Raw genomic sequence first — 26,233 nt, 5'->3', positions numbered from 1 at the left:
TTGCGTCGTGCAGCCGGGGACGCCGCAGCCGCCGTTCCGGCCGAGGCGGATCACCGCATCAGCGTCTCGCCCAGTAGCACCACCGCGTCGGCGGCGACCTTTGCGAAGCCCGTCGCAGCAACCATCAGCGCCGCCCCGACGAGTGCGACGACGCCATATTCGCCCATATGCTTGATCGTGGTCATGGCCCATCCTCTCCAAAAGGAGCCGGGCCCTCGCGTTCACCCGGGGTGTCCCGGCCGCCAGCATCATAGCATAGGATCGCCGAAATTCAAACGATTGCGTCGCTGCAGTGCACCAGATCCACGCGATCACCCCAGGGCGCCCGGGCGCGCGAGCACCGCTTCGTACAACGCTCTGTAACGGCTGATCATTACGCCCTCGTCGAATTCGGCGCGTGCCTTCGCCTGGTTGGCGATCCCGACCGTTCGACGCAGCGCAGCATCGAGGATGAGCGGCTGCAATGCGTCGCGGAGCCGAATCTCGGATGATTCCCTGGCGATGAACGGCGCGTTCTCGGCGGCCACCATCTGCGCGACGTCGCCGACCGGGGTGCTGGCGATGGGCAATCCCGCCGCCATCCCCTCGATGACGCTGATCGGCTGCTGCTCGCTCTTCGAGGAGAGCGCGAGGATGTCGAAGTGACCGACGAAGCGATAGGGTCGCTCGAGGAACCCCGGCAGGACGACGGTCGCGTCCATGCCCATCTGCCGCGCGGTGGCGGCGATCGCGTCCCGCTCCGGGCCCTCGCCGATGATGACCAGACGGATGCGACCGGCAAGTCCGCCACAAGCCCGGATCAGCATCGGCAGGTCCTTGACCGGCCGCAACCCCGCCAGCGCGCCGATCACCACCTCCTTCCCGGTGCGGACGAAGCCCGGAATGGCGCGCGGATCGGGCTTGGCGGCATAGAGTGCCGTGGGAATGCCGTTGGCGATGCGATGCACGCGCGCCGGCGGCTGCTTCCAGGTTCGCAGCGCGATGTCCTCCAGGACGAAGGAGGGTACCGCCAGCGCCGCCGCCGCGGGCAGCGCGACGCGGCGGTACATGTTGCGCTCGACCTTCAGCCCCGCTGCTTCGTCGGCGTTGAACCCGTCCTCGTGGTGGACCAGCGGCGGCATGGCCCTGCCGAACACGCGCCGCGCCATGACGCCGTCGATCGCGCCCCAATTGTACGTTAGGACGAGATCGAACCGCCGCATGTAACGCGCCAGCGCCTCGTAGCGCGCGACCGACGGACGGCCGGTCAGCGGCGGCGGATCCTGCGCGATCTCGTAGCGGATGCCTCTGGCAATCGCCCCGCGCGCGCCGAGCTGGTCGGGCATGCCCGATACGATCGTATGGCGCGCCGCATCGCCGAACGCGTTCATCAACCGGACCGCGCGCGCCTCCTTGCCCCCGAGATCGAAGCTGGAATGCAAATGTAGAATGTTGATCGGAGCCGCCATGCCGATGCCTTAGCGGCTGCGCCTGCGCCCGACCATGCCGTCGCTGCGATCAGGCGAGCACGGCGCCGTGCCGCGCCGGCACGACGTGGCGGAACGGCAGCCGCCGCCGCTCGACGAGCGACCGCCATGCCCATTCGACCGGCGCCATCCGGAAATGGCGCAGGTACAGATTGGCGCCGAGCAGCAGGAACAGGTCGACCGCGACGGACAGGATCATCATCTCCGCCCAGCCGAAACGGCCATAGAGACCAAGGCCGAGGGGCGAGAAGATCAGCCAGGACACGAGCAGGGTCTGCACGACATAGAGGGTCAATGCCGTTCTGCCCGCGGCGACGAACGGCCGCATCAGGCGCGAGCCCGCGAGCAGGTTTATCGCGCCGACATGGCCGAGCGTCATCAGGATCCGCGCGCCCTCATAGGTCGCCCAGCCGATGTGCGGCTGGCCGTCGAACCGCATCATCGCGAGCGCCGCCGCAAGGCGCAGCCCCCCGCCCCCGATCCAGCCGACCGCCATGATTCCGAGATAAACGCGCCGCCGCCGCCGTCCCTGCAGGATCCCGAGCTTGAACAGCGCAGCCCCGATCAGCATCACCGACGCCGCTTCCCAGATCGACCCCAGTTCCATCGGGCCAAGCCGCTGCAGATTCATTGCCCACTGTCCGCGCACCCATTGCGCGGGCGAGCCTCGCCCATAGGCGTCCTCGGCGACGATGGCGGCTTTCCGCTCCGCCTTTGCCTGATCACGTGCTGAGGCCGCTTTCCGCATGTCGGCGAGCATCCTGGTCTCTGCGGTCGACAGCCGCTCATGCGCGGCGGCCTTCCGTTCCAGCATCGGCTGCTTCGCGTTGCTCGCCTGCGTGTAGATGATTCCGATCGTGCCACCGACCAGGTTGAGCGCGGTCATCGCGAGCCCGATCGTCAGCAGCAATCGTGCCGGCAGCGCCCGGAAACAGCATGCGACCATCGCTGCGACGGCATAGGTGTGCAGGATGTCGCCCGGCCACATCAGCAGGAACATATGGGCCATGCCGAACGCCCAGAGGATCAGATTGCGCCAGCCATAGCGTCGCAGCACGCCCCATCGTGCCTCGCCCGGGCGCGCGATCCGGTCGGTCAGGATCAGCATGCCGGCGCCGAACAGCATTTCGAGCAGGCATCGCGCCGTGCCGTCGGCCAGCACCTGCCGCACCAGCCACGCGATCTGGTCGGCGGACGTCCAGCCCAGATGCCGGACATCGGATTCGGAGGCGGTGATGGAGCCGCCCATGTCGTTAACGTTCATGAACAGGATGCCGAGAATCGCCACCCCGCGCAGCATGTCGAGAACGGCGATCCGCGGCGCACCATCCGGTTCGATCGCCCCCGCGATCGCCGCATGCGGCGCCCCCGTTCCAGCCATCACGCACCCCCGCGTCGTTGCTGCCGAAAGTGTACCACTACGCTAAGACGGTGTCTACGCCACACGGTCGAACAGGCGGTCGATCGGATCGCGCAGCGCCTCCTCCGTCAGCATCGGCGCATGGCCGATGCCGGGCAGCGTCACCAGCTCAGCGCGATCCAGCGCCTGCACCATCCGATCCGCAACGGCGGGCGCGAGCACGTCCGACCGCCCGCCGCGAACGATCAGCGTCGGCACGTCCCTCAGGCTGGCGAGCGCGCCCCACATGTCGGGCCCGCGCTCGTTCCCGGGGACGCGGAACGGCTCCGCGATCTTGAGGTCGTAGTCGGGAACGATCCGCCCGCCGCTGTTCAGGCGGTACAGCCGTTTCGCCATGGCCAGCCAGTCCTCGATCTCGAAATCGGGGTAGACGTCGGCATTGGTCTCCGCGATCGAACGGGCGGCGTGCATCCAGGTCGGGCAGCTGCCGCCCTTGCCGACATATCCGCGGATGCGCGCGATCCCGGCAGGGTCGATCTCCGGTCCGACGTCGTTGATGAGCGCCGCGGCGATGCGGGCGCCTTCGGCGGCCAGCAGCATCGTCACGATCCCGCCGAGTGATGTCCCGATCGCGACGAAACGATCGATGCCACGTTCCGCCAGCAGCGCCTGCACGTCCGCCACATAGGTGGTCGGGACATAGGTCATCGGATCCTTGGCGTATTCGCTGCGCCCGCGACCGCGGAAATCGATCGCCAGCACCCGCCACCGCCCCGCCAGGCGGGCGGCGAGGGCGTCATAGTCACGCGCATTGCGCGTCAGCCCCGGAAAGCAGAGGATCGGCGGCCGGCTCTCATCCCCCGGATATTGCCGATAGTGCAGCTTCAATCCGTCCGCGGACATCCAATAGCAGTTTTCGTACGCGTGCATGCCTTGCGTCCCCGGAGTGGCGCCCTCCATATCCACGCATGCCCGTGACGCCGCAAGCCTACCGCCCCGAGACCGCCCTGCTCGATCTCGGCGACACCTTCTCGGATCCGGTGCAGGCGGCGGCGTTTCCTGCTGCCGAGCTGCGGTTCCGCAACGACCGCGCGGCGGACGAGGTCGGACTCACCGGTCTTACCGACGAGGAATGGATCCGTTACTTCGGTCGCTTCTCGTCGCTGCCCGGTACGCTGCAACAGCCGCTCGCGCTGCGCTATCACGGGCATCAGTTCCGCCAGTACAATCCCGACATCGGCGACGGGCGCGGCTTCACCTTCGCGCAGCTGCGCGACGGCAGCGGCAGGCTGATGGACCTGGGCACCAAGGGGTCGGGCCAGACCCCCTACAGCCGGTTCGGCGATGGGCGGCTAACTCTCAAGGGCGGCGTGCGCGAGATCCTCGCCACCGAGATGCTCGAGGCGCTGAACGTACCGACCAGCCGCACGCTCTCGCTGATCGAGACCGGCGAGGAACTCGCACGCGGCGACGAGCCGTCGCCCACGCGATCGGCAGTGCTGGTGCGGCTCAGCCATGGCCATATCCGGATCGGGACGTTCCAGCGGCTCGCCTATCTCCAGGATGAGGAGGGCATGCGGCGCCTGGTCGGATACGTGCTACGGGCCTTGTATCGCGAGGACGGCGCCGACCCCGTCCGTCTGCTCGAACTGGTCGTGCAGCGCGCGGCGACGCTCGCCGCCTCCTATATGGCGGCCGGCTTTGTCCATGGCGTGCTCAACTCGGACAATATCAACATCACCGGGGAAAGCTTTGACTATGGCCCGTGGCGGTTCGCCCCGACCTGGGATGCTGGCTTCACCGCCGCCTATTTCGATCATGCCGGTCTTTACGCCTTCGGCCGCCAGCCGGAGGCAATTCACTGGAACGTGATGCAGCTTGCCGCCTCGTTGCGCCTCGTGGCCGAGAGCGAGCCGCTGATCGCGACGTTGCAGACCTTCGCGTCACAGTATCAGGCTGCCGTCGCCAGGGCGTTGCTTTGGCGGATCGGGGTCTTGCCGCGCGATGCGGAGGCCGATCGCGCATTGGTCCAGACGTTCGAACGTGCGGCGCGCGCCACGTCCGCGCCGCTCGACCGACTGTTCTTCGATCTGTTCGGCGGCAAGCTGCCGGAGGACTATGGCCCGGAATGGGACGATCTGCGCACCGCGCTGGCCTCCCATGCCCCCCGCAAGTCCCGCGACCACGCCTATTGGCGGGGCGAGCCATGCGCGATGCTGATCGACGAGGTCGAGGCGATCTGGGCTCCGATCGCCGACGGAGACGACTGGTCGCGCCTGCATGCGAAGGTCGCCGCCATCCGCACGATGGGCGAAGCGCTCGCATGACGGCGTCTTGCCGCCATGCCGGCCTTATTCTAACCGGCTAGGCTTGAGCGAGAGGGGCGACATGGCCGAGATCATTTCCCACGAACCCGCCACGGGTGCCGAATTGTGGCGTGCCCCTGTCGGCGATGTCGGCGCGGAAGTTGCCGCCGCGCGGGCGAGCTGGGCGACCTGGGCGGCGCAGCCGCTCGCCGTGCGCATCGAAACGATACGCCGCTTCGCCAATGTCGTGCGGCAACGTCATGACCAATTCAGCGAGTTGCTGGCGCGCGAGACCGGCAAGCCGCTGTGGGAAGCGCGAACCGAGGTCGACACGGTCATCGCCAAGGTTGATATTTCCGTCACCGCCTATGCGGAACGTACCGCGCAGCGCCGTCTCGACTCGCCGATGGGCAGCCGCATGGCGCTGCGTCACAAGCCGCATGGCGTCCTGGCGGTGCTCGGCCCCTACAATTTCCCCGCGCATCTGCCCAACGGGCATATCGTCCCGGCGCTGCTCGCGGGCAATGCAGTGATCTTCAAGCCTTCTGAGAAGACGCCGGCGACGGGCGCATTCCTGATCGATTGCTACCGAGCCGCCGGGGTACCGCAGGGCTGCGCCGGGCTCGTCATCGGCGGACCTGCGGAGGGCAAGGCCCTCGCCGAGCATCCCGACATCGATGGCCTGCTCTTCACCGGTTCGGCGCGGACCGGCATCGCGCTGAACCGGGCCTTCGCCGCCAAGCCGGAGAAGATATTGGCGCTCGAGATGGGCGGCAACAATCCCATCGTCGTCTGGGATACCCCCGACCTCCACGCCGCCGCAACGCTCGTCATCCAATCCGCCTTCACCACGGCGGGCCAGCGCTGCACCGCCGCCCGCCGCCTCATCGTCGACACCAGGATGTTCGATCCGCTGGTCGACACGATCAACCAGATGATCGGCCGGCTCATCGTCGGCAGCCCGTTCGACGATCCCCAGCCCTTCATGGGGCCGGTGATCGACAATGCGACCGCCGACATGCTCACCGAGAGCTTCCTGGAACTGATGATGCGCGGCGGCCGTCCGATCCGCCATCTTCAGAGGCTGTCCGACGACCGCCCCTTCCTCGTCCCCGCGCTGATCGACACCACGGGCATGGCGGACCGGCCCGACATCGAGCTGTTCGGCCCCATCCTGCAGGTCATCCGTGCCGACGACTTCGATCAGGCGATCGCGGAGGCGAACAATACCCGCTACGGCCTGTCGGCGTCGCTGATCAGCCAGACGCCCGCGCTCTACGACCGCTTCTGGGCGAACATACGGGCGGGAATCGTCAACTGGAACCGTCCGACCAATGGCGCGAGTTCCGCCGCGCCCTTCGGCGGTATCGGCTGGTCGGGCAACCATAGGCCCAGCGCCTATTACGCCGCCGATTATTGCGCTTATCCGGTGGTCAGCAACGAGGCGGACTCCGCCCGCGCCAATATCGGGATCGGCCTTCGCGACGCATGAGATAGCTGCCCTACCGCCGGCCCAAGCATCGCTCCGTTGCCGGCGTGGCGCGGCAAGCGCATCTCCCCACCATGGCTACGCTTCTCGATCCGGGCGCGCGCGGACGCGTTATACTCGTCGGTGCCGGGCCGGGCGATCCCGGGCTGCTCACCGTGCGCGCCGTGGAGGCATTGCGCGGGGCGGACGTCGTCGTGCACGACGGCCTGATCGACCCACGCGTCCTCGACCTCGCGCCGCAGGCCGCACAGCGCATTTCCGTGGCAAAGAGCCGGGCCCGGCACACATTGCCGCAGGAGGCGATCAACGCGCTGATCGTGGCCCACGTGAAGACGGGCAGCGTCGTCGTCCGGCTGAAGGGCGGCGATCCGTTCATCTTCGGTCGCGGCGGCGAAGAGGTGGAGGCGGTGCGCGCGGCAGGCCTGCCGGTCGAGGTTATCCCCGGCGTGTCCGCCGCGCTAGGCTGCGCGGCCGAGGCGATGCTGCCGCTGACGCACCGGGACCATAGCAGCGCGGTGAGCTTCGTGGCCGGGCAGTGCAAGGGCCTGTCGGAACAGGACTGGGCCGGCCTCGCAGGCCAGGGGCGCACGCTCGTCATCTATATGGGCGTCGCCACCGCCGGCGACATCGCGGACAAGCTGATGGCGGACGGCGTCGCGCCGGACATGCCGGTCGCGGTGCTGGAACGCGGCACGCTGTCCGGAAGCCGCGCGCTGCGGACGCTGCTTGCCGACCTCGGCCCGATGGTCGCGCGCGAGACGGTGCGGAGCCCCGCGATCATCGTCGTCGGCGAGGTCGTCGAGCTGTCCGACGCCCAGGACAAGCTCGCCCGATGGGCGCGCGTCGCCGAGGGCCTGACGGCATGAGGCTGCTGACGGGCAACGACCTCGCGACCGGCGACGTCGTCTGGTGGAGCGGACAGGGCTGGTCGCGACACGTCGAGGATGCGGTCGACGTCGGCGCGTCCGGTGAGGCGATCCTGCAAGCGGAGGAAGGCGCACGGCGCGTTAACGTCCCCTATCTGATCGATGCGACGCCCACGCCCGACGGACCTCGCCCCGCGCATATCAAGGACCGCATCCGGGCGCTCGGCCCCACGGTGCGGCCGGACCTGACGCTGAAGCCCGCGGATCCGCTGGCGGGCAACTGGGTCATCTGACGAACGCCCTTCCCGCTAACGCGCGGGTCGGCCCAACCATTCCCTGCCCCGCTCGGGGCGGGAGGAAGACGCAAGATGTATCGTTACGACGAATATGACCAGAGCATCGTCGACGCGCGCGTCGACGAATTCCGCGATCAAGTGGAACGCCGCCTGTCGGGGCAACTGACGGAAGACCAGTTCAAGCCGCTGCGGCTGATGAACGGGCTCTATCTGCAGTTGCACGCCTATATGCTGCGAATCGCCGTGCCCTATGGCACGCTCGACAGCCGCCAGATGCGGATGCTCGCGCACATCGCGCGCACCTATGACCGGGGCTACGGCCACTTCACGACGCGGCAGAACATCCAGTTCAACTGGATCAAGCTGGCGGACGCGCCAGATATCCTCGCCGAGCTGGCGACGGTCGAGATGCATGCCATCCAGACCAGCGGCAATTGCATCCGCAACATCTCCGCCGATCAATATGCGGGCGCCAGCGCCGACGAGGTGGCGGACCCGCGCCCCTGGGCGGAACTGATCCGGCAATGGAGCACCTTCCACCCGGAATTCAGCTATCTGCCGCGCAAGTTCAAGATCGCGGTGATCGCCGCTGAGGAAGATCGTGCGGCCATGCGGCTGCACGACATCGGCATCCGGCTGGTCGCGCAGAACGGCGGGATCGGCGCGCAGATCTACGTGGGTGGCGGCATGGGCCGCACGCCGATGATCAGCCACCTGATCCGCGACTTCGTCGCCGCCGACGATCTGATGAGCTATCTCGAAGCGTGTCTACGTGTCTACAACCGATACGGACGGCGCGACAACATCTACAAGGCGCGCATCAAGATCCTGCTGCACGAGATCGGCGCGGACGAATATCGTCGCCAGGTCGAGGAGGAGTTCGTCGCGGTCAAGCAGCTCGGCCTCGATCCGCCCCGCGCCGAGCTCGAGCGGATCGCCGCGATGTTCGCAGCCCCCGCCTTCGAGACCGGCCTATCGGCGCATGTCGAGCGCGACGACCCCGATTTCGCCGTCTGGATCGATCAGAACGTCCGGTCGCACAAGGCGCCGGGCTATGCGATCGTCAACGTCAGCCTCAAACCCGTCGGCGGTATTCCGGGCGATGCCTCCGCGGACCAGATCGACCGTCTCGCCGACCTCGCGCAGCGCTATTCGTTCGACGAATTGCGCGTCACCCATGCGCAGAACATCGTGCTGCCGCATGTCCGCCAGCGCGATCTCCAAGACCTGTGGCGCGCGCTCGTCGAGGCGGGGCTCGCGGAGCCCAACCTCGACCTCATCACCGACATCATCGCCTGCCCCGGCCTCGATTACTGCAGCCTCGCCAACGCACGCTCGATCCCGCTCGCGCAGAAGATCGCGACCCGCTTCGCCGATCGCGACCGGCAGCGGGAGCTGGGCGAACTGAAGCTCAAGATCTCGGGCTGCATCAACGCCTGCGGCCACCATCACGCCGGGCATATCGGCATTCTCGGCGTCGATCGGAAAGGCACGGAAAACTACCAATTGTCGCTGGGCGGCTCGGGCGCCGAGGACGTCAGCCTCGCCAAGATCACCGGGCCGGGATTCGACGAGGACGGGGTGGTCGACGCGATCGAGCGGGTCACCGACCGCTATCTCGCCGAGCGTAAGGCGGGAGAGCGTTTCCTGGACACCTATCGGCGCGTCGGCTTCGCACCGTTCAAGGACGCGATCTATGGCTGAGGCAATGCTCCGCTTCCGCGACGACGAAGCGCAGGACGAACCCGCGGTCACGCTCGACGCCTTCCTCGGCCAGAGCAACGCCACCGCCGTGCGGCTGGAGGCCGGAGAAGATGCGCGGGCGCTCGTCCCGCATCTCGATCGGCTGCGGCTGGTCGAGGTGAGCTTCCCCACGTTCCGCGACGGTCGCGGCTATTCCTCCGCGCGTATCCTGCGCGAGGCGGGATATACGGGCGAGCTGCGCGCCGCCGGCGATGTCCTCGTCGATCAGCTGCCGCTGATGCGGCGCTGCGGCTTCGACGGGTTCGCGCCGCAGGTGCCGCTCGACGATGCGGCCGTCGCGCGCGCGCTCGATCGCTATGCCTACCGCTACCAGGCCGCCGCGGACGAAATCGTACCGGTGTGGAAGCGCCGTCATGGGTGAGCCCCGGCGACAGGTCGACGTCATCGATACGCTTCCCGCCTTCACGCCTGCCGATGCGGAGGCACTGGAGCGCAGGTACGCCGGCGTCGCCGCGCCGGCGATGCTCCGCGACCTTCTCGCGGGGCCGTTGAACGGTCGCGTCGCGGCGGTATCGTCGTTCGGCGCCGAATCCGCCGTGCTGCTCCACATGGTCGCGGCGATCGACCCGGACCTCCCCGTCATCTTCACCAACACGCAGAAGATGTTCGGAGAGACGCTCGCCTATCGTGACATGCTGGTCGAGCGGCTCGGCCTCACCGACCTTCGCGTCTATCGGCCCGATCCCCGACGGATCGCCGATCGCGACCCCGCGGGCACGCGCTGGTCCTACGACCCCGACGGTTGCTGCGCGCTGCGCAAGGTCGAGCCGCTGGCGCGCGCGCTGGCGCCCTTCGACGCCTGGATTTCAGGCCGCAAGGGCTTCCAGGCCGGTACCCGCGCCGCCCTGCCCCGGTTCGAAGACGATGCGGGTCGTATAAAGATCAATCCGCTCGCGGACTGGTCCAAGGCGGACCTCGACGCCTATTTCGCTTACCACGACCTTCCCCGCCACCCCTTGGAGGCACAGGGATATTTGTCGATCGGATGTGCGCCCTGCACCAGCAAGGTGCGACCTGGCGAGGACCCCCGCGCGGGTCGTTGGCGCGGCTGGGACAAAGTGGAATGCGGCATCCATGTTGCCCCAATTGTCGGCGATGCGCCGCGTCCTGAGTAAAAGTCGGCGCGTGTGCCGTCGCCATCAAGCAATGTTTAATTGATCTGGATCATCATCGCGGTGATGATGTTGCCGATCGATAATTTCACCATCTGCTTTGCCGCCGCGCTGATCGCCTTCACGTTCGGCGCGGCCTTTCTGGTGCTGTGGACGCGCTACCTCTACGCGGGATACCTTCTGGAATGGTCGGCGGCGGGCCTGGCCTATGGCGCGGGCATCCTGGCCCAGCTGATGCCGCCGGCGCCCGTGTCGCGGCCGTTGGGCGTGCTCAGTTACCTGCTGCTGGCCGGATCGACGGCACTGATCGTCAGCGGCATCCGCCGGTTCGAGCGGACACCGCTTTCCGTGGCGATGACCGCCGTCATCGCGCTACCGCCGCCCGCCGCCTTCGCCCTCGGATCGTTGTACCTTCCCGCCGGGAGCATCACCATCCCCGCGGCGATCGCCTTGACGCTCTCGCTGACGATGGGTGGCGTCAGCCTCGCCCGCGCCCTGCCCGTGCCGCACACCGGCTGGCGCCGGATCGTCGGCTGGACGATGCTCGGCTTCGTCCCGAGCTATCTCGTTTCGCTCGCCAGCCATTTCCATCAGGACGCGGCGCTCGATGCGGCTGCCCGGGTCGCCTACCTCAGCCACATTCCGTTGTTGTTGATCGTCTATGTCGGCCTGCTGGCGATGCCGGGCGCCCGCGCCATCGCAAGACTGCGTGCCAGTGGCTATCGCGACGCGCTGACCGGATTGCGGAACCGGGCCTGGCTGACCGACCACGGCCCGGCATGGGCCAGGAACGGGACGGCCATCGTCATCATCGATGTCGATCATTTCAAGCAAATCAACGACACACACGGTCATGAGGCCGGGGACATCGTCCTTGCGCGGATCGCCAAGGTCTTGAAGACCGAGGCGGACGGGTTCGGCGGCGAAGCCATACGTCTGGGCGGCGACGAATTCCTCGTCCTCCTGCCGGCGCAACCGACCGGCATGACCGGATTGGCCGGACGGTTCGCAGCGATGAGCAAGTCGCACGACGAAGTACCCGCGTGGCGGTTCAGCTTTGGGATCGCGCGCTGGAGCGACGACGATCATGCGCTGCAAGCGACGATCGGTCGGGCCGACCGTGAACTCTATGCGGCGAAGCGCGCGCGGGTGATCGCGCGCGCCGCCTGAAGTCGGGGCCGCCGCCCCCAGGCGAGGGAGGCGGCGTCCGGATCAGTTGGTGGATACGGTCGTCGTGGTTTTTTCCGTCACCGTCGGCGCGCGCTTGGTCGTACGATGATGTACGACGCGGCGAACCGTGCGGCGGGGGGCGGCCTGCGTCGTGCTGGCCGACGCGACCTTCGTCGTTTCGGTCGTCACGGTCACCGGCTGCGGTGCGGGCGCCGGCGCGGGAGTCGCCGCGGCGGTGCGCGCCGCCGCGGCATCCGCGGCCGCCGCGTCAGCCGCCTGCTCGGCGGCAGCGGCACGGGCATTCGCATCGGCGGCCTGACGCTCCGCCGCGGCCGTCGTCGCGGCCGCCGCGGCGACGTCCGCCGCCTGCGACTGCTGCTGCTGCTTCTGCGACAGGCCTATCGCGGTATCGGCGAGTTCGGATGCACGATGCGCATCGGCGATCGCCTGTTCCTTGTGACTGCCCTTCAGGTCGTCCTCCGCGGTCCGCAATGCGGCCTGGGCTTGGGCGACGAGGCGGGGCACGTCGCCAGCGGCATTGATCGTACCGAGGGTCTCGACCTTGCCGCGCGCCTCGGCGATCGCGGCCCGGGCGCGATCCGTCTTGCCTTCGGCAAGGGCTGGGCCGGCGATCAGCGCCAGACCGGACACGGCGGTCGCCAGTTTCAGGATCCTGTGCATCTTCGCTCCTCCTGCAATGAACAGGAGGCGCAAACGAGTTCACATCCGCGCAGGTTCCGCCGCGGCCCTATCGCTCAATAGCCGGCATAGTCCGAGAAGCGCGTGATCGTCGGGTCGAACTTCAGCACCACCTTGCCAGTTGCGCCGTGACGTTGCTTGGCGACGATCAACTCGGCGAGACCATAGACGCGCTCCATGTCGGCTGCCCATTTGGCGTGATCTTCGAATATCTTGGTATCGTCGCCCTCCATCGGACGCTTGGGCTCGCGCTGCGCGGTGTAATAGTCTTCGCGGAACACGAACCAGACCATGTCCGCGTCCTGCTCGATCGATCCCGATTCGCGCAGATCGGACAGCATCGGCCGCTTGTCCTCGCGGCTTTCGACCGCGCGGCTCAGCTGCGACAGCGCCAGCACCGGCACGTTCATGTCCTTGGCCAGCGTCTTCAGACCGCGGCTGATTTCGGAAATCTCCTGCACGCGATTCTCGTTGCTGCCCTTGCCGCTGGTCAGCAGCTGCAGATAGTCGACGACGACGAGGCCGATCTGGTTGTTGTGCCGGCGCTGCAGCCTGCGGACGCGCGTGTGCAGCGCACTGATCGATAGGCCGCCCGTGTCGTCGATGAAGAAGGGCAGGTTTTCCAGTTCGGCGGCAGCGGCGGCGAGCTGGCCGAACTCCGCCTTGCTGATCTTGCCCATGCGCAGATTCTCGGAACTGATGCCCGATTGTTCCGCGAGGATACGCGTCGCCAGCTGGTCCGCGCTCATTTCGAGGCTGAAGAACGCGACCTTCGCGCCGACCGATTCGCTCGGAGGAATGCCGTCCGCCATGTCGCGCATCCAGCGCCGCGCCGCATTGAAGGCGATGTTGGTCGCCAGCGACGTCTTGCCCATGCCGGGGCGGCCGGCAAGGATCATCAGATCCGAATGGTGCATGCCGCCGATCTTCGCATTCACCGAATCGAGGCCGGTCGTGACGCCCGACAGGTTGCCGCCGGAATTCAGCGCGCGTTCGGCCATCTTGACCGCCATGGTCGTCGCCTGCGCGAAGCTCTTGATCGAGTTCTCGACCCCGCCGTCACCCGCGACCTTGTACAATTCCTCCTCGGCGGCCTCGATCTGAGCGCGGGGATTGACCTCCTCCGACGTGTCCATCGCCCGCTCGACCAGCGTCCGGCCGACGCTGACTAGCGCGCGGAGCATTGCGAGATCGTAGATCTGGGTGGCGAACTGGCGGGCGCCGATCAGGCCGGCGCCCGATCCCGTCAGCTGCGCCAGATAGGCGGGACCGCCCAGCTCCTTCATGCCCTCGTCGGCCTCGAACATCGGTCGAAGCGTGACAGGAGTCGCAAGCATGTCATTGGAACGAAGCGTTTTAATTGCGGCGAAGATACGCCCGTGAACCGGTTCGTAGAAATGCGCGGGCTCCAGTCGGTCGACCAGGTCGTCGGCGAGCCGATTGTCGATCATCATCGCGCCGAGCATCGCGGCTTCCGCCTCGACGTTGCGGGGCAGGTGCATCGGTTCGGCCGCAGCCGTGGGGGTCGGGAATGCCAGAGTCGCCATCCGCCTCTCATACCCCCGGGGATCGGTGCGCGACAAACTCGGAATTGTCGTATGCGGCCAACGCCTCTATCCGACGACGATGCCCGATCCGCGCATCATCGCCATCGACCTCGACGAGACCAGCATCGGCTGGCGCTCCGCCGACGTCGAGCAGGAGCGGCGGATCGCGATCTTCGACATTCTCGAAGGGAATTACTTCGCCCCGCAGCGCGTCCATCCGGACGGCTATGCGGGTCCCTACCGCATACGGCTCGAATCGGCGGAGGGGCGGCTGGGCATCCACATCCATCGCGCCGACGACTCGCATCTCGAGACGCTGGTCCTGGCGCTCGGCCGATTCCGTCGGCCGATCAAAGATTATTTTGCCATTTGCGATAGTTACTACCAGGCGATACGGGCGGCGACCCCGCAACAGATCGAGACCGTCGATATGGCCCGCCGCGCCATCCACAATGATGCCGCCGACATGCTCCGCGACCGCCTCGCCGGGAAGATCGACGTCGATTTCGACACCGCGCGGCGTCTGTTCACCCTCATTTGCGTCCTGCATCTGCGCGGCTGATGGCCTACGCATTCCTCAAGGGCGTCGGCGCTTTGATCGCGGCAGGCGCGATCGCCATCGCCGGCTGGAGCTATGCGACGGCGTGGCATCCCGGCGCCGAGCGTTACCCGTTGCAGGGCATCGATCTGGACCGGAACCCGCGCCCGATCGAGTGGGGAATGGTGCGGGCACGCGGCGCGGATTTCGCCTATCTCGTCGCCACCGACGGCGCCGATGTCCGCGATGCGGCCTTCGAATGGAATTGGTCCGCGCTTCCCGAGGCGGGTCTGCGGCGGGGCGCCGTCCACCTCTATTCCTTTTGTCAGCCTGCCGTCGCGCAGGCCAACGCCTTCAACGCGTTCGTTCCCCGCGCGGCGGATGCGTTGCCGCCGGCCGTCGACATTTCGTTCAGGGAGGATTGTCCCGATCGCCCCGAGCGCACGAAGGCGGTCGCGGAGCTGACGCGCTTCATCGCGATGGTGGAGACGCATATGCGCAAACCCGTGCTGCTGCGCGTCGCCAAGCCCGTCGAGCGGGCGTATCAGATCAGCGGCGCGATCGACCGCCCCTTGTGGGCGATCGGCAACATCCTTGCGCCGTCCTACGCGACACGCCCGTGGCGCATGTGGCGATCGAGCGATTTCCGCCGCATCGACGGCATCGAAGGCCCCGTGAACTGGGACGTAGTAGCATCATGATCGATACGCCTGACTCCGACATCCGCCGGCTCATCGCCGCTGCCAGGACCGCGGCGGCGAATGCCCATGCCCCCTATTCGCGGTTCGCGGTGGGGGCCGCGCTGTTGATGACCGACGGCAGCATCGTCCAGGGGGCAAATGTCGAGAACGCGAGCTACGGCCTGTCGCTCTGCGCGGAAACGGTCGCGATCGCCACGGCCAGTGCGGCGGGACGGCTGCGCGACGTGGTGGCGGTGGGCGTCATCGGCGGTGCGATGGATGCGGACGGACGCGCGACCGGAACCGCGCCCGTCAGCCCCTGCGGCCGGTGCCGCCAGGTGCTGAACGAAGCCGCGCAAATGGGCGGTCGCGACATCGTGATCCACTGCGGCGCGGCGGAGGGCGAGGCGGTCGCGAGCTACCGCCTGTCGCAGCTCCTCCCGGCCGCATTCGGGCCTGCGGATCTGGGGATCGGCTGACGCTTCGTCGGACCATCCGGCGGCAGAGCATGATGGATACGCCGCCGGGCTGACACGGTGTCGGGTTCGTCCCCGCTCGCTGCCTCCCATGCGCACAGCCGCTTGAGGCCTCCCCTCGCCTTCCCGTTTGCAAGGCTCCGCCCGGTCGCCGAGTATCACGCCTGGACACGTGCACGCACGGGTGTTTCGGGGCGGTTAGCGACATCTGGGCGTGCACGCCCAATCGGCGGTCCTAGCGCCATCCATCGGCAAGGCCGACCCAGCTCGACGCGTTTGTCTCAACCGCCCCTCGCGCGCTTGCCCTCAATGCGCCTGCACGCGCGCTCGGTGGTCCTAGTGCCGGCAATCCGCGAAGCCGACCCTGCTCGGGGCGTTCGTCGCAGCCACGCCCGGCGCGCGCTTGCCCTCGACGCGCAATCCGGCGATGGAACGCGCGTCCGCCTGGGGGAAGTGCCGATGTCCATTCTGTCCGATCGCTGGATTCGTGAGGCCGCGCAGCAGCAGGGCATGATCGAGCCGTTCGTCGAAGCGCAGCGGCGCGACGGCTGCATCAGCTACGGCCTCTCCTCCTACGGCTATGATGCGCGCGTCGCGGATGAGTTCAAGATTTTCACAAACGTCGACAATGCGTTGGTCGATCCAAAGGACTTCGCCTCGAACAGCTTCGTCGATCGCAAGACCGACGTATGCATCATCCCGCCCAACAGCTTCGCCTTGGCGCGTACGGTGGAATATTTCCGCGTGCCGCGCGATGTCCTGGTCATCTGCCTCGGCAAGTCCACCTATGCGCGCTGCGGGATCATCGTCAACGTGACCCCTCTCGAACCAGGCTGGGAGGGTCACGTCACGCTCGAATTCTCCAACACGACGCCCCTGCCCGCGAAAATCTACGCCAATGAGGGCGCGTGCCAGTTCCTTTTCCTCAAAGGCAACGAACCGTGCGAGGTCAGCTATGCCGACCGCGCCGGCAAGTACATGGGCCAGCGCGGCGTCACCCTGCCCAGGTTGTAGACTTCGTCCGCGACAGCCCCGATCGCGACAGCACGGATCGGGGAAAGCGGAATGTGGGCGTGCCGGCCGCGTCCCCACTTCCGACACGATCATCGCAGGCCGGTTCGCCGATCGTCAGCCCCATGCCGTGCGACATTCGTGTTGCGACCGATCCAAACGCCATCGTTGGTGGAACCGTCGACGTCAGGTCGGTACGGTGCATTACCCGGCTACCGTGATGCGATCGGCGGGGCCGGCCATCGTCATCGCGACGGCTAATGCGGGCTCGGTCCGATGTGGCGCGCCGCTGCAATTGGCGTCGGCGCACGCCGCTGTCAAAATAACGCGAGAGCGAATGACGTCGCGTGCCCTCGGCCCGCTACCGCGGACGGCTGGCACACGACAGCGACGCCTCAACACGTTGCCGGTGCATGAGCCCTGCATATCCGACCGGCGACGGCACAGCGGTTGCGAGCGAAGGCAAAGCGGCGCTTAGAAAGTCGCCGCGCGTACCTAGACCGCCTTCGCCTCCCGGCCGCCCGATAAATGCCCCGGGCGGCGATCGTCGCAGGCAAAAGAAAGGCGGCCTCCGAAGAGGCCGCCCCGCTCACGTCCGATACAGAAACGTATCAGAAGTCGTTGCGATACTGCTCGTTCCCGATGAAACCGAGCTTGGTCACGTTCGAACGCTTGATCACCGCCAGCGTCTCGTCGACCTTTTCGTACTTGGCCGTCGGATCGGGCTGGAAGTGCAGCTCCGGCTCCGGATTGATGTTCGCCGCAACGTCCAGATACTGACGCAGCGTCACCAGATCCACCGGCGTGCCGTTCCACGACACGGTACCGGCCGCATCGATCGTGATCTTGTTCTTCTGCGGGTCGACGGGCGGCTTCTGCTGCCGCGGGTCGTTGACCGGCAAGTCGACCTTGACCGCATGGGTCGGGATCGGAAGGGTAATGATGAACATGATGAGAAGCACGAGCATGACGTCGATCAACGGCGTCGTGTTCATCTCCATCATCGGCTCGCCGTCGTCGCGGCCACCACTCATTGCCATATCGGCTTACTCCACTCCTGGCCGCAGCTTATGCGCCGCCGCCGGCAGGCGGTTGCGAAATGAAGCCGACGCGCGCGAAGCCCGCCTGCTGCATCGTGTAGATCGTGCCGCCCACGCACTTGTACGGCGTGTTCACGTCACCACGGATATGCGCTTCCGGCAGTTCGAGCGCAGGGTTGCCGGGGCCGCCCTGGCGATCGATCTCCGCCTTCAGCTTGGCAACGGCGCGATCCAGCAATTCCTTGCTCGTCACCGGCGCCGTGCCCCAATACACCGCGCAGCTGCCGTCCGGCTTGGTCGTGACCGAGAGGGATACGTTCTCGGGTTTGGTCACGGTCGGGTCGAAGCGGACCTGGGGCAGCTTGATGCCCTTGACGGTCTGGATCGCCACAGGAACCGCGATCAGGAAGATGATGAGCAGAACCAGCATCACGTCCACGAGGGGCGTGGTGTTGATGTCCGACATCGGTTTTTCGGGGTCGCCCCCGCCAGCACTCATCGCCATGCGCGATCCATCCTATCCATTCAATGTGGCCGACGCCTGATACATCGGCCGGGGTGCGGGACGACGCGGACGCCGTCCCGCCCCTCTTTCATTCTTACGAACGGGTCTGCACGCCGCCCGCCTGACCGGCGGTCGTGGTAGCCGCCGCCGGCTTCACCGGCGCCTTGGGCGCCGCACCGGCGATCGACGGCTTCACCGCGCCGTTCGAGGCGAGGAAGCCCAGCACGTCGTTCGAGAAGGCCGACAGGTCTTCCGCGATCGACTTGTTGCGACGCTGCAGCCAGTTGTAGGCGAGCACGGCCGGAACCGCGACGACCAGACCGAGCGCGGTCATGATGAGCGCCTCACCGACCGGACCGGCGACCTTGTCGATCGACGGATCGCCCGACGCGCCGATCTTGATCAGCGCGCGGTAGATGCCGACCACGGTACCGAACAGACCGATGAACGGCGCGGTCGCGCCGACGGTCGCGAGGAACGCCAGGCCACCGCCCAGCTTCGAGTTGATCGCCGCTTCCGAACGGGCCAGCGAACCGTGCAGCCAGTCATGCGCCTCGACCGGATCGGTCAGCTTCGCATGCTGCTCCTGCGCGGCCAGGCCGTCGTCGACCAGCTGCTTGTAGGCCGAGTTCTTCTCGAGCTTGGCCGAGCCTTCCTTCAGGCTGTTCGACTGCCAGAAGCCCTGGCGGACGCGCTTCGCCTGGTTGAGGATCTTCTGCTGCTCGAAAAGCTTCGAGAACAGGATGTAGAAGGAGACGACCGACATCAGGACCAGGATCGAGAACACCGACTGCGAGATCAGGCCGCCTTCCTTGAGCGCCTGCTGCAGACCGAACTGGTTCTCGGCGGCCGCGGTGCCGCCCGCCGCGAGGATGGTGGTGAGCATTGTGAGTAATCCCTCTCGTTCAATTGGTAATTCGGTGACCGGACCCCGTCCGGCCACCGTAAAGATCATTCGTTCTCGAGCTTCCAGCGAACGCCGCGGAGCGCGTAGGTCGCTTCGATCGCGTTACCGCTGGCGTCCTTGGCCGGGTTGAAGCGGCCGTTGCGCTTTGCCAGGTTGCAGGTCGCCGTATCGAGATCCGAGTTGCCGCTGGACGACGTTACCGAGCAGGCGGTGACGCGACCGTTGGTCCCGACCGTAACCGACACGCTGACTCGGCCTTCCGCACCGGCGCGACGCGCCGCGGGCGGATAGCTGTCCTGCGGGAACCACGAGCTCTGGTCGCCACGGGGACTCACCGGCGATGCGACGCGCGGCGGAGCCGGCGGCGCGGCCGGCGGCGCGGGCGGTGCAGGCGGCGCCGCGATCGGGGTCATGTTGATGACCGGCGGCGGCGTCGGCACCGTCGCGATGACGACGGGCGGCGGGTTCGGATTCTGCACGATCGGCGGCGGCGAGACGACCGGAGGCGGCGTCATCGGCGTATCGGGCGGCGGCGGCGGCGGTTCGTCCGGCGGCGGGGGCGGCGGCTCCTCGACGTCGAACGTGTTAAGCTTTTCTTGGGCCTTCTTCACGAAATTGGTCGCAAGACCAGTGACGAAGGCATAGCCCAGTGCAGCATGGATCAGCGCGACGATGACGATCGCGACCACCCTGCCACCGGACATCTTCTGGTCAGCATAGGCCATTCAGCAACGACACTCCCTAAATCTCGGTTCGCGGTCGCCCCGGGGGAGAACGCACGCGACCCCTGCCACGGCTGTCGCCGCGCTTCGCAGTGGCATAGTCCTATCGCCACGCCCGTCGACACGCAAACGCTTTGTCGGACGCAACAAACGTACAATCGGCTTGCGACACTTTTATTTCTGTATCGTTCAGGGCGTCAGGGCTAGGGAAAGCCGCATGAATCGCGCTTTTCGCCTCGCCTTCCCGCTCGCGGGCTTCCTGCTCGCTCTCCCCAATTCCGCCATGATTCGGGCTCAAGCTATCGCCTCTGCGGATCGCGAATCGGAAATGTCCCGCGATGCAACGCCTTACGCCGACCTCGTCGATCTCGTTTCGGCCTCGCCGATCATCGCCGACGCCACGATCCGGTCCGCCACCCGGCTGAAAGGCGCGGACGCGGCCGGCGTCTCCCCCGGCCGGAGCCGCTTCTACGTCGAGGCGGACGTCTCCGCCCTCGTCCGCGGTGCCGACGGGCTGCCGCCCCGCATCGGCTATATCGTCGACGTGCTTCCCGACGCGAACGGCAGTCCGCCGCGTCTAAAGAAGGCGCGGGTGCTGCTGTTCGCGAGACCGGTGCCGTCGACGCCTGGACAGGTCCAGCTGGTCACGTTGGACGGCCAGAGGTGGTGGAACGCCGACGACGACGGGCGCGTGCGGCAGATCGCGCGCGATCTGGTGGCGACCGATGCGCCGCCCGTCATCACCGGAGTCGGCAATGCCTTCCACGTGCCCGGCGCCCTGCCGGGTGAGAGCGAGACACAGGTGTTCCTGACGACGGCGAACGGCGCGCCCGTCTCGCTGTCGATCCTGCGCCGGCCGGGCGAACAGCCGCGCTGGGCGGTCGCGCTCTCCGAGATCGTCGACGAAGCCGCCGCCCCGCCCGCGCGTGACACATTGCTGTGGTATCGCCTCGCCTGCGCGCTCCCCGCGGCCCTACCGGCGCGCAGCACCGCGGCGCTCGCCGCCGCCGACGCGGCCGCAGCGCAGGAGGATTACGCGCTGGTGATCGCGCGGCTGGGCCGATGCGGACGCGCGCACGGCGCTACGCCGGCGCCTGGCGGCGATGGCGGACCAGCCTGATCCCGATCGCCTCTCCCGCTTCCGCGATCGCCAGCTTGACGATCTTGACCTCGACGCGCAGCACGCGCGGGTCGCCGATCAGCAAGGTTTCGCAGATATGGTCCGCGACGGCTTCGACCAGCGTGAAGTGCACGCCGGGCGGCAGCGCGCTCGTCGCGGCGTGCTTCAGGTCGAGGTAGTTCTTCGACGCCGTCAGCGGCGTGTCCGGCGCGAAATGGTCCTGACAGACGAGATCGACCGTGATCGAGATGCGCAACGGCTGCGGAAGGTGCGTTTCCTCCGAATATATGCCGGTGAGAACCTGGACCTCGAGATCGTGGACTTCCAGCTGAAGCGTGTCTTGCATGGCGCCGCCCCTAGGCCCGGCGGACGAGCACGGCAATGGCCGCGCGTGCCGGCGCGTCCCGCCCCGCCACGATCGTGCTTGCGCTCGCGAGACGGCGGCGGCATGCGCGCGCCTCCGCCTTCCCTCGTCCGCTTCATGTCCGGAGCTCGTCCGTGATCGCCTTCGTGCCGCTCAGCACCGTCGATGCCACCGCCGTCGAGGCGCTTCTCGACCGCGCCTTCGGTCCGGGGCGCCATGAGCGCACCGCCTACAGGGTCCGCGGCGACGGCAGGGCGATCGCATCGCTGAGTTTCGCCGCGGTCGACGATGCCGTCCTCGTCGGTACGATCCAGTGTTGGCCGGTCCTCCTCAAGGCGGATGACGGGACCGAGCACGACATGGTGATGATCGGCCCCGTCGCCGTCGCACCCGAACGGCAACGTGACGGCATCGGCCGCATGCTGATGACGCACACCCTGCGGGCCGCGCACGACACCGGCCGCGACGGCGCGATGATGCTGATCGGCGATCCGGAATATTACGGCCGCTTTTTCGGGTTCGACGCCGCCCGCACGGGCGCCTGGCGTCTTCCCGGTCCTGTGGAGATGCGGCGCCTGCTTGCCAAGGGCGATGCCGTGCCGACGCAGGCGGGAATGGTGTCCCCGGCAAACGCGGCGGTCGCCTGAACCTTTACGACGTCGCCGCGCACCCCTACCTCCCGGTCCATGCCGATGGACGCATTGCCTGATCTTGCCTCGCTCAGCCTCGCCGAGATCGCCGCCCTCGTCGATCAACGACGTCTCCCGCCGGTCGAGAAATGGGATCCGCAGCATTGCGGTGACAGCGAGATGCGCATCGCGGCCGACGGCACCTGGTTTCATCAGGGCAGCCCGATCGGTCGCGCTGCAATGGTCCGGCTATTCTCAACGATCCTGCGGCGGGAGGCGGACGGGCGCTACGTTCTCGTCACCCCGGTCGAGAAACTGGACATCGCCGTCGATGACGTGCCGTTCGTGGCGGTCGGGATGAAGGCCGAGGGCGAGGGACGAGACGCGAGGCTGGCCTTCCAGCTGAATACCGGCGATCTGGTCACGGCCGATGCCGATCATGCGCTGCGCTTCGCGCAAGGCTCGGACGGCCCGCGCCCCTATCTGCACGTGCGCGCCGGGCTGGAGGCGCGTCTCGCACGTCCGGTCTATTACGAATTGGCGGAGCGTGCCCTCGCCAGCGATACGACGCCGGCCGGCGTATGGAGCGGCGGTGCCTTCTTCCCGCTGGACGTCGCGGCATGATGCTGGCCAAGCGGTTGCGCGACGCGCTCGACGCGGGGAGCCGCGCTGCGCCGGTGTTGCTGACCGGCGACAATCGCGAGCTCGAGACGCGGGAGGGCGCCGATCTGACCCCCGCCGCCGTGCTGGTCGCTATCACCGATCGCCCGAGGCCGGGCGTGCTGCTGACGCAGCGCACGGAGACGCTGCGCAATCATGCGGGGCAGGTCGCCTTTCCCGGCGGACGTCTCGACCCCGGCGAAACCGCCGTCGAGGCTGCGGTGCGCGAAGCCGCCGAAGAGATTGCGCTGCCTCCTTCCGCCGTCAGCGTGATCGGACCGATCGACCGGTATCTGACCGTGACCGGCTTTGCCGTGACCCCGGTGCTCGCCACCGTCCCCGCCGACCTGCCGCTGCGCGCGAGCGAGGCGGAGGTGGCCTCCGTATTCGAGGTTCCGCTCGACTTCCTGCTCGATCCGGCCAATCAGCGGGAAGCCAGCGCGATGTGGAAGGGCCGGCGGCGTCATTATTACGAAATTCTCTGGGAAGATCGCCGCATCTGGGGCGCGACCGCCGCGATGATCGTCAACCTGTCGCGCAGGCTAGCCTGGCCACGCGAGGCCGCCTGACATGAGCTTGCCCCTGGACGCCATCCGCAGCCGCGACGGCTTCGACACGCTGGTCGACGCGATCGGCGGCCCCGACGCCGCGCGCCTCGTCGGCGGCGTTGTTCGCGACACGCTGCTAGGGCTCGCGCCGGCGGATATCGACCTTGCCACTACGGTGCCCCCCGCCGAGGTGATGGAGCGGCTCGCAGCCGCCCGCATCCGGGCGATCCCCACCGGCATCGCGCACGGCACGGTTACCGCGGTGCTGCCGTCGGGACCGGTCGAGATCACCACGTTGCGCCGCGACGTGGCGACCGACGGCCGCCATGCGATCGTCGCCTTCACCGACACATGGCGCGAGGATGCTGCCCGCCGCGACTTCACGATCAATGCGCTCTATGCGGACCCCCGCTCCGGTAAAGTGTTCGACTATTTCGGCGGCCTCGACGACCTGTCCAACGGGCGCGTCCGCTTCATCGGCGACCCGCTGCAGCGGATCGCCGAGGATCATCTGCGCATCCTGCGCTTCTTCCGCTTCCATGCGCGATTCGGCGACGCGATCGACGAAGAGGGGCTGGCCGCATGTCGCCTGCGCGCCAACGACCTGATGGCATTGTCACGCGAACGGATCGCCGCCGAGCTGCTTAAGCTGCTGGTCGCTGCCAAGGCGATCGACGTCGTCGACGTCATGATCGAACACGGCGTGCTGCGCGCGGTGCTGCCCGAGATTATCGATGCCGCGCCGCTCGCGGCGCTTGCCGCGCGCGAAGCGGCAGCCGGCATCACGCCCGATCCGATCCGTCGCCTCGCCGCGCTCGTTCCCGCAGAAGCGGCGGACGCGATCGGTGCGCGGCTGAAACTGTCCAACGCCGACCGCAAGCGGCTGATCGCCGCTACACAGGGCGAAGGCGATGAAGGCCCTCGCGCCCTCGCCTATCGCGTCGGATCCGAGAGCGCGATCGATCGACTGCTGCTCGCGGGACGCTCCGTGGAGGCATTGCGCGATTGGCAGCCGCCGCAACTGCCGATCGGCGGTGGTGCGCTGGTGCAGCGCGGGCTTGCGAAGGGTCCGGCCGTCGCCGCCGCATTAAAGAGGATCGAGACGGCCTGGATCGCGGAAGGCTTTCCCGATGCGGCACGCGTGGCGGCCATCGCGGATCGCGAGGTCGCGATCGGGCTCGACGCCTGATATCGGTTCCGGATGCGTTCGAGACCGTTCGGCGCGGTGCCAATGGCCGGGCCGACCCACCGGCCGCCAGGCCCTATGCGACGGTGGATTGCCCTCTGATGCGCTTCACCAGCGCGAGCGCGTCCGCCGCTTCGAGCGGTCGGGCATAGAGATAGCCCTGACCATAGGTGCAGCCCAGCGCGGCGAGCGTTTGCGCAAGCTCGTTCGACTCCACGCCCTCGGCCGTGGTCTTCATGCCCAGCGCCTGCGCGAGGCTGAGGATCGCACGGACGATGGCAATTTTGTCCCTATCTGCAAGCATTTCGGTCACGAAGCTGCGATCTATCTTGAGAATGTCGATCGGAAGCTGCTGCAGATAGGCGAGATTGGAATAGCCGGTTCCGAAATCGTCCATCGCAAGCACGGTGCCGAGCGAGCGCAGCGCGTGCATCGCCTGCGCCGTGCGATCCGGATCGCTGACGATCGCGCTTTCGGTCAGTTCGAGCGTGAAGCGCTCGCCCTGCAACCCATGCCGGATCAAGCTGCCCTCGACCACCGAGGCGATGTCGTCGCGCTGGATCTGGATGGCCGACAGGTTGACCGCCATGCGCATGCCGCAATGGCCCCCGCATGCCTCGTCGAGCCAGACGAGCGTGCGCGCCGCCTCTTCCATCGCCCAGCGGCCGAGCGGCACGATGAGCCCCGATTCCTCCGCCACGGGGATGAAGGTGCCGGGATCCTGCTCCACCCCGTCGGTGTCGCACCAACGCGCGAGCGCCTCGAAGGAGACGATCTCGCCGCTCGAGAGGTCGCAGATCGGTTGAAACGCGAGCCGGAGCCGCGATTGTTCGATCGCACGCCGCAGCGCGGTCTCCATCGCGAACTGTTCGCGCGCGATGGCGAAGGCATCGGTCTGGTAGGACTCGACCTGCGTCCCGGCCTTGGCCGCCTTGACGGCGAATTGCGCGTTTCGGATCAGCTCCTCGACATCGTCGATCGCGTCGTCGCCGTGCGCGATGCCGATCGCGCAATCGACGCCGATCTCATAATCGCTAAGTCGGAACGGCGCGGCCAGCGCGCGTCGGATACGGTCCGCTAGCTGATCCGCCTCGCTTTGCACCGTATCGATGCCCATCAGGACGCCGAATTCGTCGCCGCCGATCCGCGCGAGCGAATCGCGCGCGCGCAGCGCGCCCTTGATCCGCCGCGCGACCGTGATCAGCAGCTCGTCACCGGCCAGTCCGCCGAGACAGGCGTTGAGGCGTCCGAAGCGATCGAGATCGATGACGAGCACCGCATGCCGGCGACCATCGGCCTGGATCGCTTCGATGAGGTCGCTGAACCCCTCGCGGTTCGGAAGACCGGTCAGGCTGTCCGTCGTCATCTCCCGCCGCAGCGAGCGTTCCGTGTGGATCTGCGTGGTCAGATCGACGAGCCCGATCTGGCACCGGTCGCGCACCGCCAAGGCGGGCCGGGCGAGCGTAACCCGGTAATAGCGACAGTCGATCACCTCGCCGATCGACCAGTCGAAATCGCTTCGCAGATCCGTCGAACGCAGGAAAGCGTCGATTCGCGGCGCGAGCGCATGGACCATCGCGGATCGTTCCGCGACGACCCCCAGTCCGGCAAGCCGATAGGCACGGTTGAAACTCAGAAAACCGAAGCCCTCGCCGTTACGAACAACCTGCACCGCGGGAATCGGGATCAACTCCAGGTCCTGCGCGAGCATCTCCAGCTCGGCAGACTGCGTCGTCGCGACATCGGTCGGGGCGCTTGCCATGCGAGCCTGC

At 67.4% G+C, this 26,233-nt stretch carries 29 protein-coding genes; 17 read left to right on the top strand and 12 right to left on the bottom strand.

The annotated features are described in order from the left end of the window. Positions 1-50: 50 nt before the first annotated feature. From RF701_RS02745 to RF701_RS02730, 4 genes are all read right to left on the bottom strand, one after another. Complete coding sequence (locus tag RF701_RS02745; protein ID WP_275298319.1) at positions 51-185, bottom strand: hypothetical protein; 135 nt, start codon at positions 183-185, stop codon at positions 51-53. 126 nt (positions 186-311) lie between these two features. Continuing rightward, positions 312-1,448, bottom strand: a complete 1,137-nt coding sequence (locus tag RF701_RS02740) for a glycosyltransferase (RefSeq protein WP_210358830.1) — start codon at positions 1,446-1,448, stop codon at positions 312-314. A gap of 49 nt (positions 1,449-1,497) precedes the next feature. After that, positions 1,498-2,847: a DUF418 domain-containing protein gene (locus RF701_RS02735; protein WP_308814012.1), complete on the bottom strand. Its 1,350-nt coding sequence runs from the start codon at positions 2,845-2,847 to the stop codon at positions 1,498-1,500. Between the two features lie 54 nt (positions 2,848-2,901). Further along, positions 2,902-3,756 (bottom strand): alpha/beta hydrolase, encoded by an 855-nt coding sequence (locus RF701_RS02730; protein WP_308814011.1) that lies wholly within the window; start codon positions 3,754-3,756, stop codon positions 2,902-2,904. Between the two features lie 38 nt (positions 3,757-3,794). Here RF701_RS02730 and RF701_RS02725 point away from each other — a divergent pair, with 38 nt between their 5' ends. From RF701_RS02725 to RF701_RS02690, 8 genes are all read left to right on the top strand, one after another. Continuing rightward, positions 3,795-5,153 carry a protein adenylyltransferase SelO family protein gene (locus RF701_RS02725; RefSeq protein ID WP_308814010.1) on the top strand — a complete coding sequence of 453 codons (1,359 nt, stop codon included), beginning with the start codon at positions 3,795-3,797 and terminating at the stop codon, positions 5,151-5,153. Positions 5,154-5,214: 61 nt separating this feature from the next. After that, entirely contained in the window at positions 5,215-6,624 is a 1,410-nt protein-coding gene (gene astD / locus RF701_RS02720) for a succinylglutamate-semialdehyde dehydrogenase (RefSeq protein ID WP_308814009.1), read from the top strand. A gap of 71 nt (positions 6,625-6,695) precedes the next feature. Continuing rightward, a complete protein-coding gene (gene cobA, locus RF701_RS02715; protein ID WP_210358825.1) occupies positions 6,696-7,487 on the top strand; it encodes a uroporphyrinogen-III C-methyltransferase in 792 nt (263 codons plus the stop codon). Further along, entirely contained in the window at positions 7,484-7,780 is a 297-nt protein-coding gene (locus RF701_RS02710) for a DUF2849 domain-containing protein (protein ID WP_203309832.1), read from the top strand. Before cobA ends, RF701_RS02710 begins: the two co-directional genes overlap by 4 nt. Positions 7,781-7,855: 75 nt before the next feature. Further along, entirely contained in the window at positions 7,856-9,487 is a 1,632-nt protein-coding gene (locus tag RF701_RS02705) for a nitrite/sulfite reductase (RefSeq protein WP_308814007.1), read from the top strand. Continuing rightward, entirely contained in the window at positions 9,480-9,908 is a 429-nt protein-coding gene (locus RF701_RS02700; protein ID WP_308814006.1) for a DUF934 domain-containing protein, read from the top strand. Before RF701_RS02705 ends, RF701_RS02700 begins: the two co-directional genes overlap by 8 nt. Then, the gene (locus RF701_RS02695; protein WP_308814005.1) at positions 9,901-10,662 is read left to right on the top strand and encodes a phosphoadenylyl-sulfate reductase; all 762 of its coding nucleotides are present in this window, start codon (positions 9,901-9,903) and stop codon (positions 10,660-10,662) included. The genes RF701_RS02700 and RF701_RS02695 overlap by 8 nt, the downstream gene beginning before the upstream one ends. Before the next feature lie 39 nt (positions 10,663-10,701). After that, positions 10,702-11,829, top strand: a complete 1,128-nt coding sequence (locus RF701_RS02690; RefSeq protein ID WP_308814004.1) for a GGDEF domain-containing protein — start codon at positions 10,702-10,704, stop codon at positions 11,827-11,829. Positions 11,830-11,871: 42 nt separating this feature from the next. On the opposite strand, the gene RF701_RS02685 is transcribed toward RF701_RS02690, so the two are convergent. Together RF701_RS02685 and RF701_RS02680 are read right to left on the bottom strand one after the other, a co-directional pair. Next, positions 11,872-12,510, bottom strand: a complete 639-nt coding sequence (locus RF701_RS02685; protein ID WP_308814003.1) for a hypothetical protein — start codon at positions 12,508-12,510, stop codon at positions 11,872-11,874. 74 nt (positions 12,511-12,584) lie between these two features. Then, positions 12,585-14,075 (bottom strand): replicative DNA helicase, encoded by a 1,491-nt coding sequence (locus tag RF701_RS02680; protein ID WP_287978123.1) that lies wholly within the window; start codon positions 14,073-14,075, stop codon positions 12,585-12,587. A gap of 79 nt (positions 14,076-14,154) precedes the next feature. On the opposite strand from RF701_RS02680, the gene RF701_RS02675 reads away from it, so the two are divergent. From RF701_RS02675 to dcd, 4 genes are all read left to right on the top strand, one after another. After that, positions 14,155-14,637, top strand: a complete 483-nt coding sequence (locus RF701_RS02675) for a UPF0262 family protein (RefSeq protein ID WP_203309825.1) — start codon at positions 14,155-14,157, stop codon at positions 14,635-14,637. Further along, positions 14,637-15,314: a GH25 family lysozyme gene (locus tag RF701_RS02670; RefSeq protein WP_308814002.1), complete on the top strand. Its 678-nt coding sequence runs from the start codon at positions 14,637-14,639 to the stop codon at positions 15,312-15,314. The genes RF701_RS02675 and RF701_RS02670 overlap by 1 nt, the downstream gene beginning before the upstream one ends. Next, positions 15,311-15,772, top strand: a complete 462-nt coding sequence (locus RF701_RS02665; RefSeq protein WP_308814001.1) for a cytidine deaminase — start codon at positions 15,311-15,313, stop codon at positions 15,770-15,772. The genes RF701_RS02670 and RF701_RS02665 overlap by 4 nt, the downstream gene beginning before the upstream one ends. 456 nt (positions 15,773-16,228) lie before the next feature. Beyond that, complete coding sequence (gene dcd / locus RF701_RS02660) at positions 16,229-16,783, top strand: dCTP deaminase (RefSeq protein ID WP_203309822.1); 555 nt, start codon at positions 16,229-16,231, stop codon at positions 16,781-16,783. Between the two features lie 608 nt (positions 16,784-17,391). On the opposite strand, the gene RF701_RS02655 is transcribed toward dcd, so the two are convergent. The 4 genes from RF701_RS02655 to RF701_RS02640 form a co-directional block, all read right to left on the bottom strand. Further along, complete coding sequence (locus RF701_RS02655; protein ID WP_203309821.1) at positions 17,392-17,820, bottom strand: biopolymer transporter ExbD; 429 nt, start codon at positions 17,818-17,820, stop codon at positions 17,392-17,394. Positions 17,821-17,848: 28 nt separating this feature from the next. Next, positions 17,849-18,325 (bottom strand): biopolymer transporter ExbD, encoded by a 477-nt coding sequence (locus RF701_RS02650; protein ID WP_203309820.1) that lies wholly within the window; start codon positions 18,323-18,325, stop codon positions 17,849-17,851. A 94-nt stretch (positions 18,326-18,419) separates the two neighbouring features. Next, the gene (locus RF701_RS02645) at positions 18,420-19,211 is read right to left on the bottom strand and encodes a MotA/TolQ/ExbB proton channel family protein (RefSeq protein WP_203309819.1); all 792 of its coding nucleotides are present in this window, start codon (positions 19,209-19,211) and stop codon (positions 18,420-18,422) included. 65 nt (positions 19,212-19,276) lie between these two features. Further along, on the bottom strand, positions 19,277-19,957 hold the full coding sequence (locus RF701_RS02640) for an energy transducer TonB (protein WP_288935577.1): 681 nt from the start codon (positions 19,955-19,957) through the stop codon (positions 19,277-19,279). A 214-nt stretch (positions 19,958-20,171) separates the two neighbouring features. On the opposite strand from RF701_RS02640, the gene RF701_RS02635 reads away from it, so the two are divergent. Continuing rightward, positions 20,172-21,074, top strand: coding sequence for a hypothetical protein (locus RF701_RS02635; protein ID WP_308814000.1), 903 nt, complete (start codon positions 20,172-20,174; stop codon positions 21,072-21,074). Here the strand turns inward: RF701_RS02635 and RF701_RS02630 are convergent. Next, entirely contained in the window at positions 21,037-21,420 is a 384-nt protein-coding gene (locus RF701_RS02630) for a dihydroneopterin aldolase (protein ID WP_210358815.1), read from the bottom strand. The two genes, RF701_RS02635 and RF701_RS02630, sit on opposite strands and share 38 nt — an antisense overlap. A 152-nt stretch (positions 21,421-21,572) precedes the next feature. Here RF701_RS02630 and RF701_RS02625 point away from each other — a divergent pair, with 152 nt between their 5' ends. From RF701_RS02625 to RF701_RS02610, 4 genes are read left to right on the top strand one after another with little or no spacing between them, the layout of a single operon-like run. Then, positions 21,573-22,085, top strand: a complete 513-nt coding sequence (locus RF701_RS02625) for an N-acetyltransferase (RefSeq protein ID WP_308813999.1) — start codon at positions 21,573-21,575, stop codon at positions 22,083-22,085. Between the two features lie 39 nt (positions 22,086-22,124). Further along, positions 22,125-22,691, top strand: coding sequence for a DUF1285 domain-containing protein (locus tag RF701_RS02620; protein ID WP_210358813.1), 567 nt, complete (start codon positions 22,125-22,127; stop codon positions 22,689-22,691). Then, on the top strand, positions 22,688-23,296 hold the full coding sequence (locus RF701_RS02615; RefSeq protein WP_308813998.1) for a CoA pyrophosphatase: 609 nt from the start codon (positions 22,688-22,690) through the stop codon (positions 23,294-23,296). Before RF701_RS02620 ends, RF701_RS02615 begins: the two co-directional genes overlap by 4 nt. Position 23,297: 1 nt before the next feature. Beyond that, the gene (locus RF701_RS02610; protein ID WP_308813997.1) at positions 23,298-24,464 is read left to right on the top strand and encodes a CCA tRNA nucleotidyltransferase; all 1,167 of its coding nucleotides are present in this window, start codon (positions 23,298-23,300) and stop codon (positions 24,462-24,464) included. A gap of 73 nt (positions 24,465-24,537) precedes the next feature. On the opposite strand, the gene RF701_RS02605 is transcribed toward RF701_RS02610, so the two are convergent. Further along, positions 24,538-26,223, bottom strand: coding sequence for a bifunctional diguanylate cyclase/phosphodiesterase (locus RF701_RS02605; protein WP_210358810.1), 1,686 nt, complete (start codon positions 26,221-26,223; stop codon positions 24,538-24,540). Between the last annotated feature and the right edge of the window lie 10 nt (positions 26,224-26,233).

Source organism: Sphingomonas sp. GV3, from assembly GCF_031082075.1.
Classification (GTDB): domain Bacteria; phylum Pseudomonadota; class Alphaproteobacteria; order Sphingomonadales; family Sphingomonadaceae; genus Sphingomonas; species Sphingomonas beigongshangi.
This window is presented reverse-complemented; position numbering and strand designations above follow the sequence as displayed.

Bases quoted from the DNA above. Each gene is read 5' to 3' on its own strand.
- RF701_RS02745 (WP_275298319.1), bottom strand. From the start codon at position 185: ATGACCACGATCAAGCATATGGGCGAATATGGCGTCGTCGCACTCGTC.
- RF701_RS02740 (WP_210358830.1), bottom strand. From the start codon at position 1,448: ATGGCGGCTCCGATCAACATTCTACATTTGCATTCCAGCTTCGATCTC.
- RF701_RS02735 (WP_308814012.1), bottom strand. From the start codon at position 2,847: ATGGCTGGAACGGGGGCGCCGCATGCGGCGATCGCGGGGGCGATCGAA.
- RF701_RS02730 (WP_308814011.1), bottom strand. From the start codon at position 3,756: ATGCACGCGTACGAAAACTGCTATTGGATGTCCGCGGACGGATTGAAG.
- RF701_RS02725 (WP_308814010.1), top strand. From the start codon at position 3,795: ATGCCCGTGACGCCGCAAGCCTACCGCCCCGAGACCGCCCTGCTCGAT.
- astD (WP_308814009.1), top strand. From the start codon at position 5,215: ATGGCCGAGATCATTTCCCACGAACCCGCCACGGGTGCCGAATTGTGG.
- cobA (WP_210358825.1), top strand. From the start codon at position 6,696: ATGGCTACGCTTCTCGATCCGGGCGCGCGCGGACGCGTTATACTCGTC.
- RF701_RS02710 (WP_203309832.1), top strand. From the start codon at position 7,484: ATGAGGCTGCTGACGGGCAACGACCTCGCGACCGGCGACGTCGTCTGG.
- RF701_RS02705 (WP_308814007.1), top strand. From the start codon at position 7,856: ATGTATCGTTACGACGAATATGACCAGAGCATCGTCGACGCGCGCGTC.
- RF701_RS02700 (WP_308814006.1), top strand. From the start codon at position 9,480: ATGGCTGAGGCAATGCTCCGCTTCCGCGACGACGAAGCGCAGGACGAA.
- RF701_RS02695 (WP_308814005.1), top strand. From the start codon at position 9,901: ATGGGTGAGCCCCGGCGACAGGTCGACGTCATCGATACGCTTCCCGCC.
- RF701_RS02685 (WP_308814003.1), bottom strand. From the start codon at position 12,510: ATGCACAGGATCCTGAAACTGGCGACCGCCGTGTCCGGTCTGGCGCTG.
- RF701_RS02680 (WP_287978123.1), bottom strand. From the start codon at position 14,075: ATGGCGACTCTGGCATTCCCGACCCCCACGGCTGCGGCCGAACCGATG.
- RF701_RS02675 (WP_203309825.1), top strand. From the start codon at position 14,155: ATGCCCGATCCGCGCATCATCGCCATCGACCTCGACGAGACCAGCATC.
- RF701_RS02670 (WP_308814002.1), top strand. From the start codon at position 14,637: ATGGCCTACGCATTCCTCAAGGGCGTCGGCGCTTTGATCGCGGCAGGC.
- RF701_RS02665 (WP_308814001.1), top strand. From the start codon at position 15,311: ATGATCGATACGCCTGACTCCGACATCCGCCGGCTCATCGCCGCTGCC.
- dcd (WP_203309822.1), top strand. From the start codon at position 16,229: ATGTCCATTCTGTCCGATCGCTGGATTCGTGAGGCCGCGCAGCAGCAG.
- RF701_RS02655 (WP_203309821.1), bottom strand. From the start codon at position 17,820: ATGGCAATGAGTGGTGGCCGCGACGACGGCGAGCCGATGATGGAGATG.
- RF701_RS02650 (WP_203309820.1), bottom strand. From the start codon at position 18,325: ATGGCGATGAGTGCTGGCGGGGGCGACCCCGAAAAACCGATGTCGGAC.
- RF701_RS02645 (WP_203309819.1), bottom strand. From the start codon at position 19,211: ATGCTCACCACCATCCTCGCGGCGGGCGGCACCGCGGCCGCCGAGAAC.
- RF701_RS02640 (WP_288935577.1), bottom strand. From the start codon at position 19,957: ATGGCCTATGCTGACCAGAAGATGTCCGGTGGCAGGGTGGTCGCGATC.
- RF701_RS02635 (WP_308814000.1), top strand. From the start codon at position 20,172: ATGAATCGCGCTTTTCGCCTCGCCTTCCCGCTCGCGGGCTTCCTGCTC.
- RF701_RS02630 (WP_210358815.1), bottom strand. From the start codon at position 21,420: ATGCAAGACACGCTTCAGCTGGAAGTCCACGATCTCGAGGTCCAGGTT.
- RF701_RS02620 (WP_210358813.1), top strand. From the start codon at position 22,125: ATGCCGATGGACGCATTGCCTGATCTTGCCTCGCTCAGCCTCGCCGAG.
- RF701_RS02615 (WP_308813998.1), top strand. From the start codon at position 22,688: ATGATGCTGGCCAAGCGGTTGCGCGACGCGCTCGACGCGGGGAGCCGC.
- RF701_RS02610 (WP_308813997.1), top strand. From the start codon at position 23,298: ATGAGCTTGCCCCTGGACGCCATCCGCAGCCGCGACGGCTTCGACACG.
- RF701_RS02605 (WP_210358810.1), bottom strand. From the start codon at position 26,223: ATGGCAAGCGCCCCGACCGATGTCGCGACGACGCAGTCTGCCGAGCTG.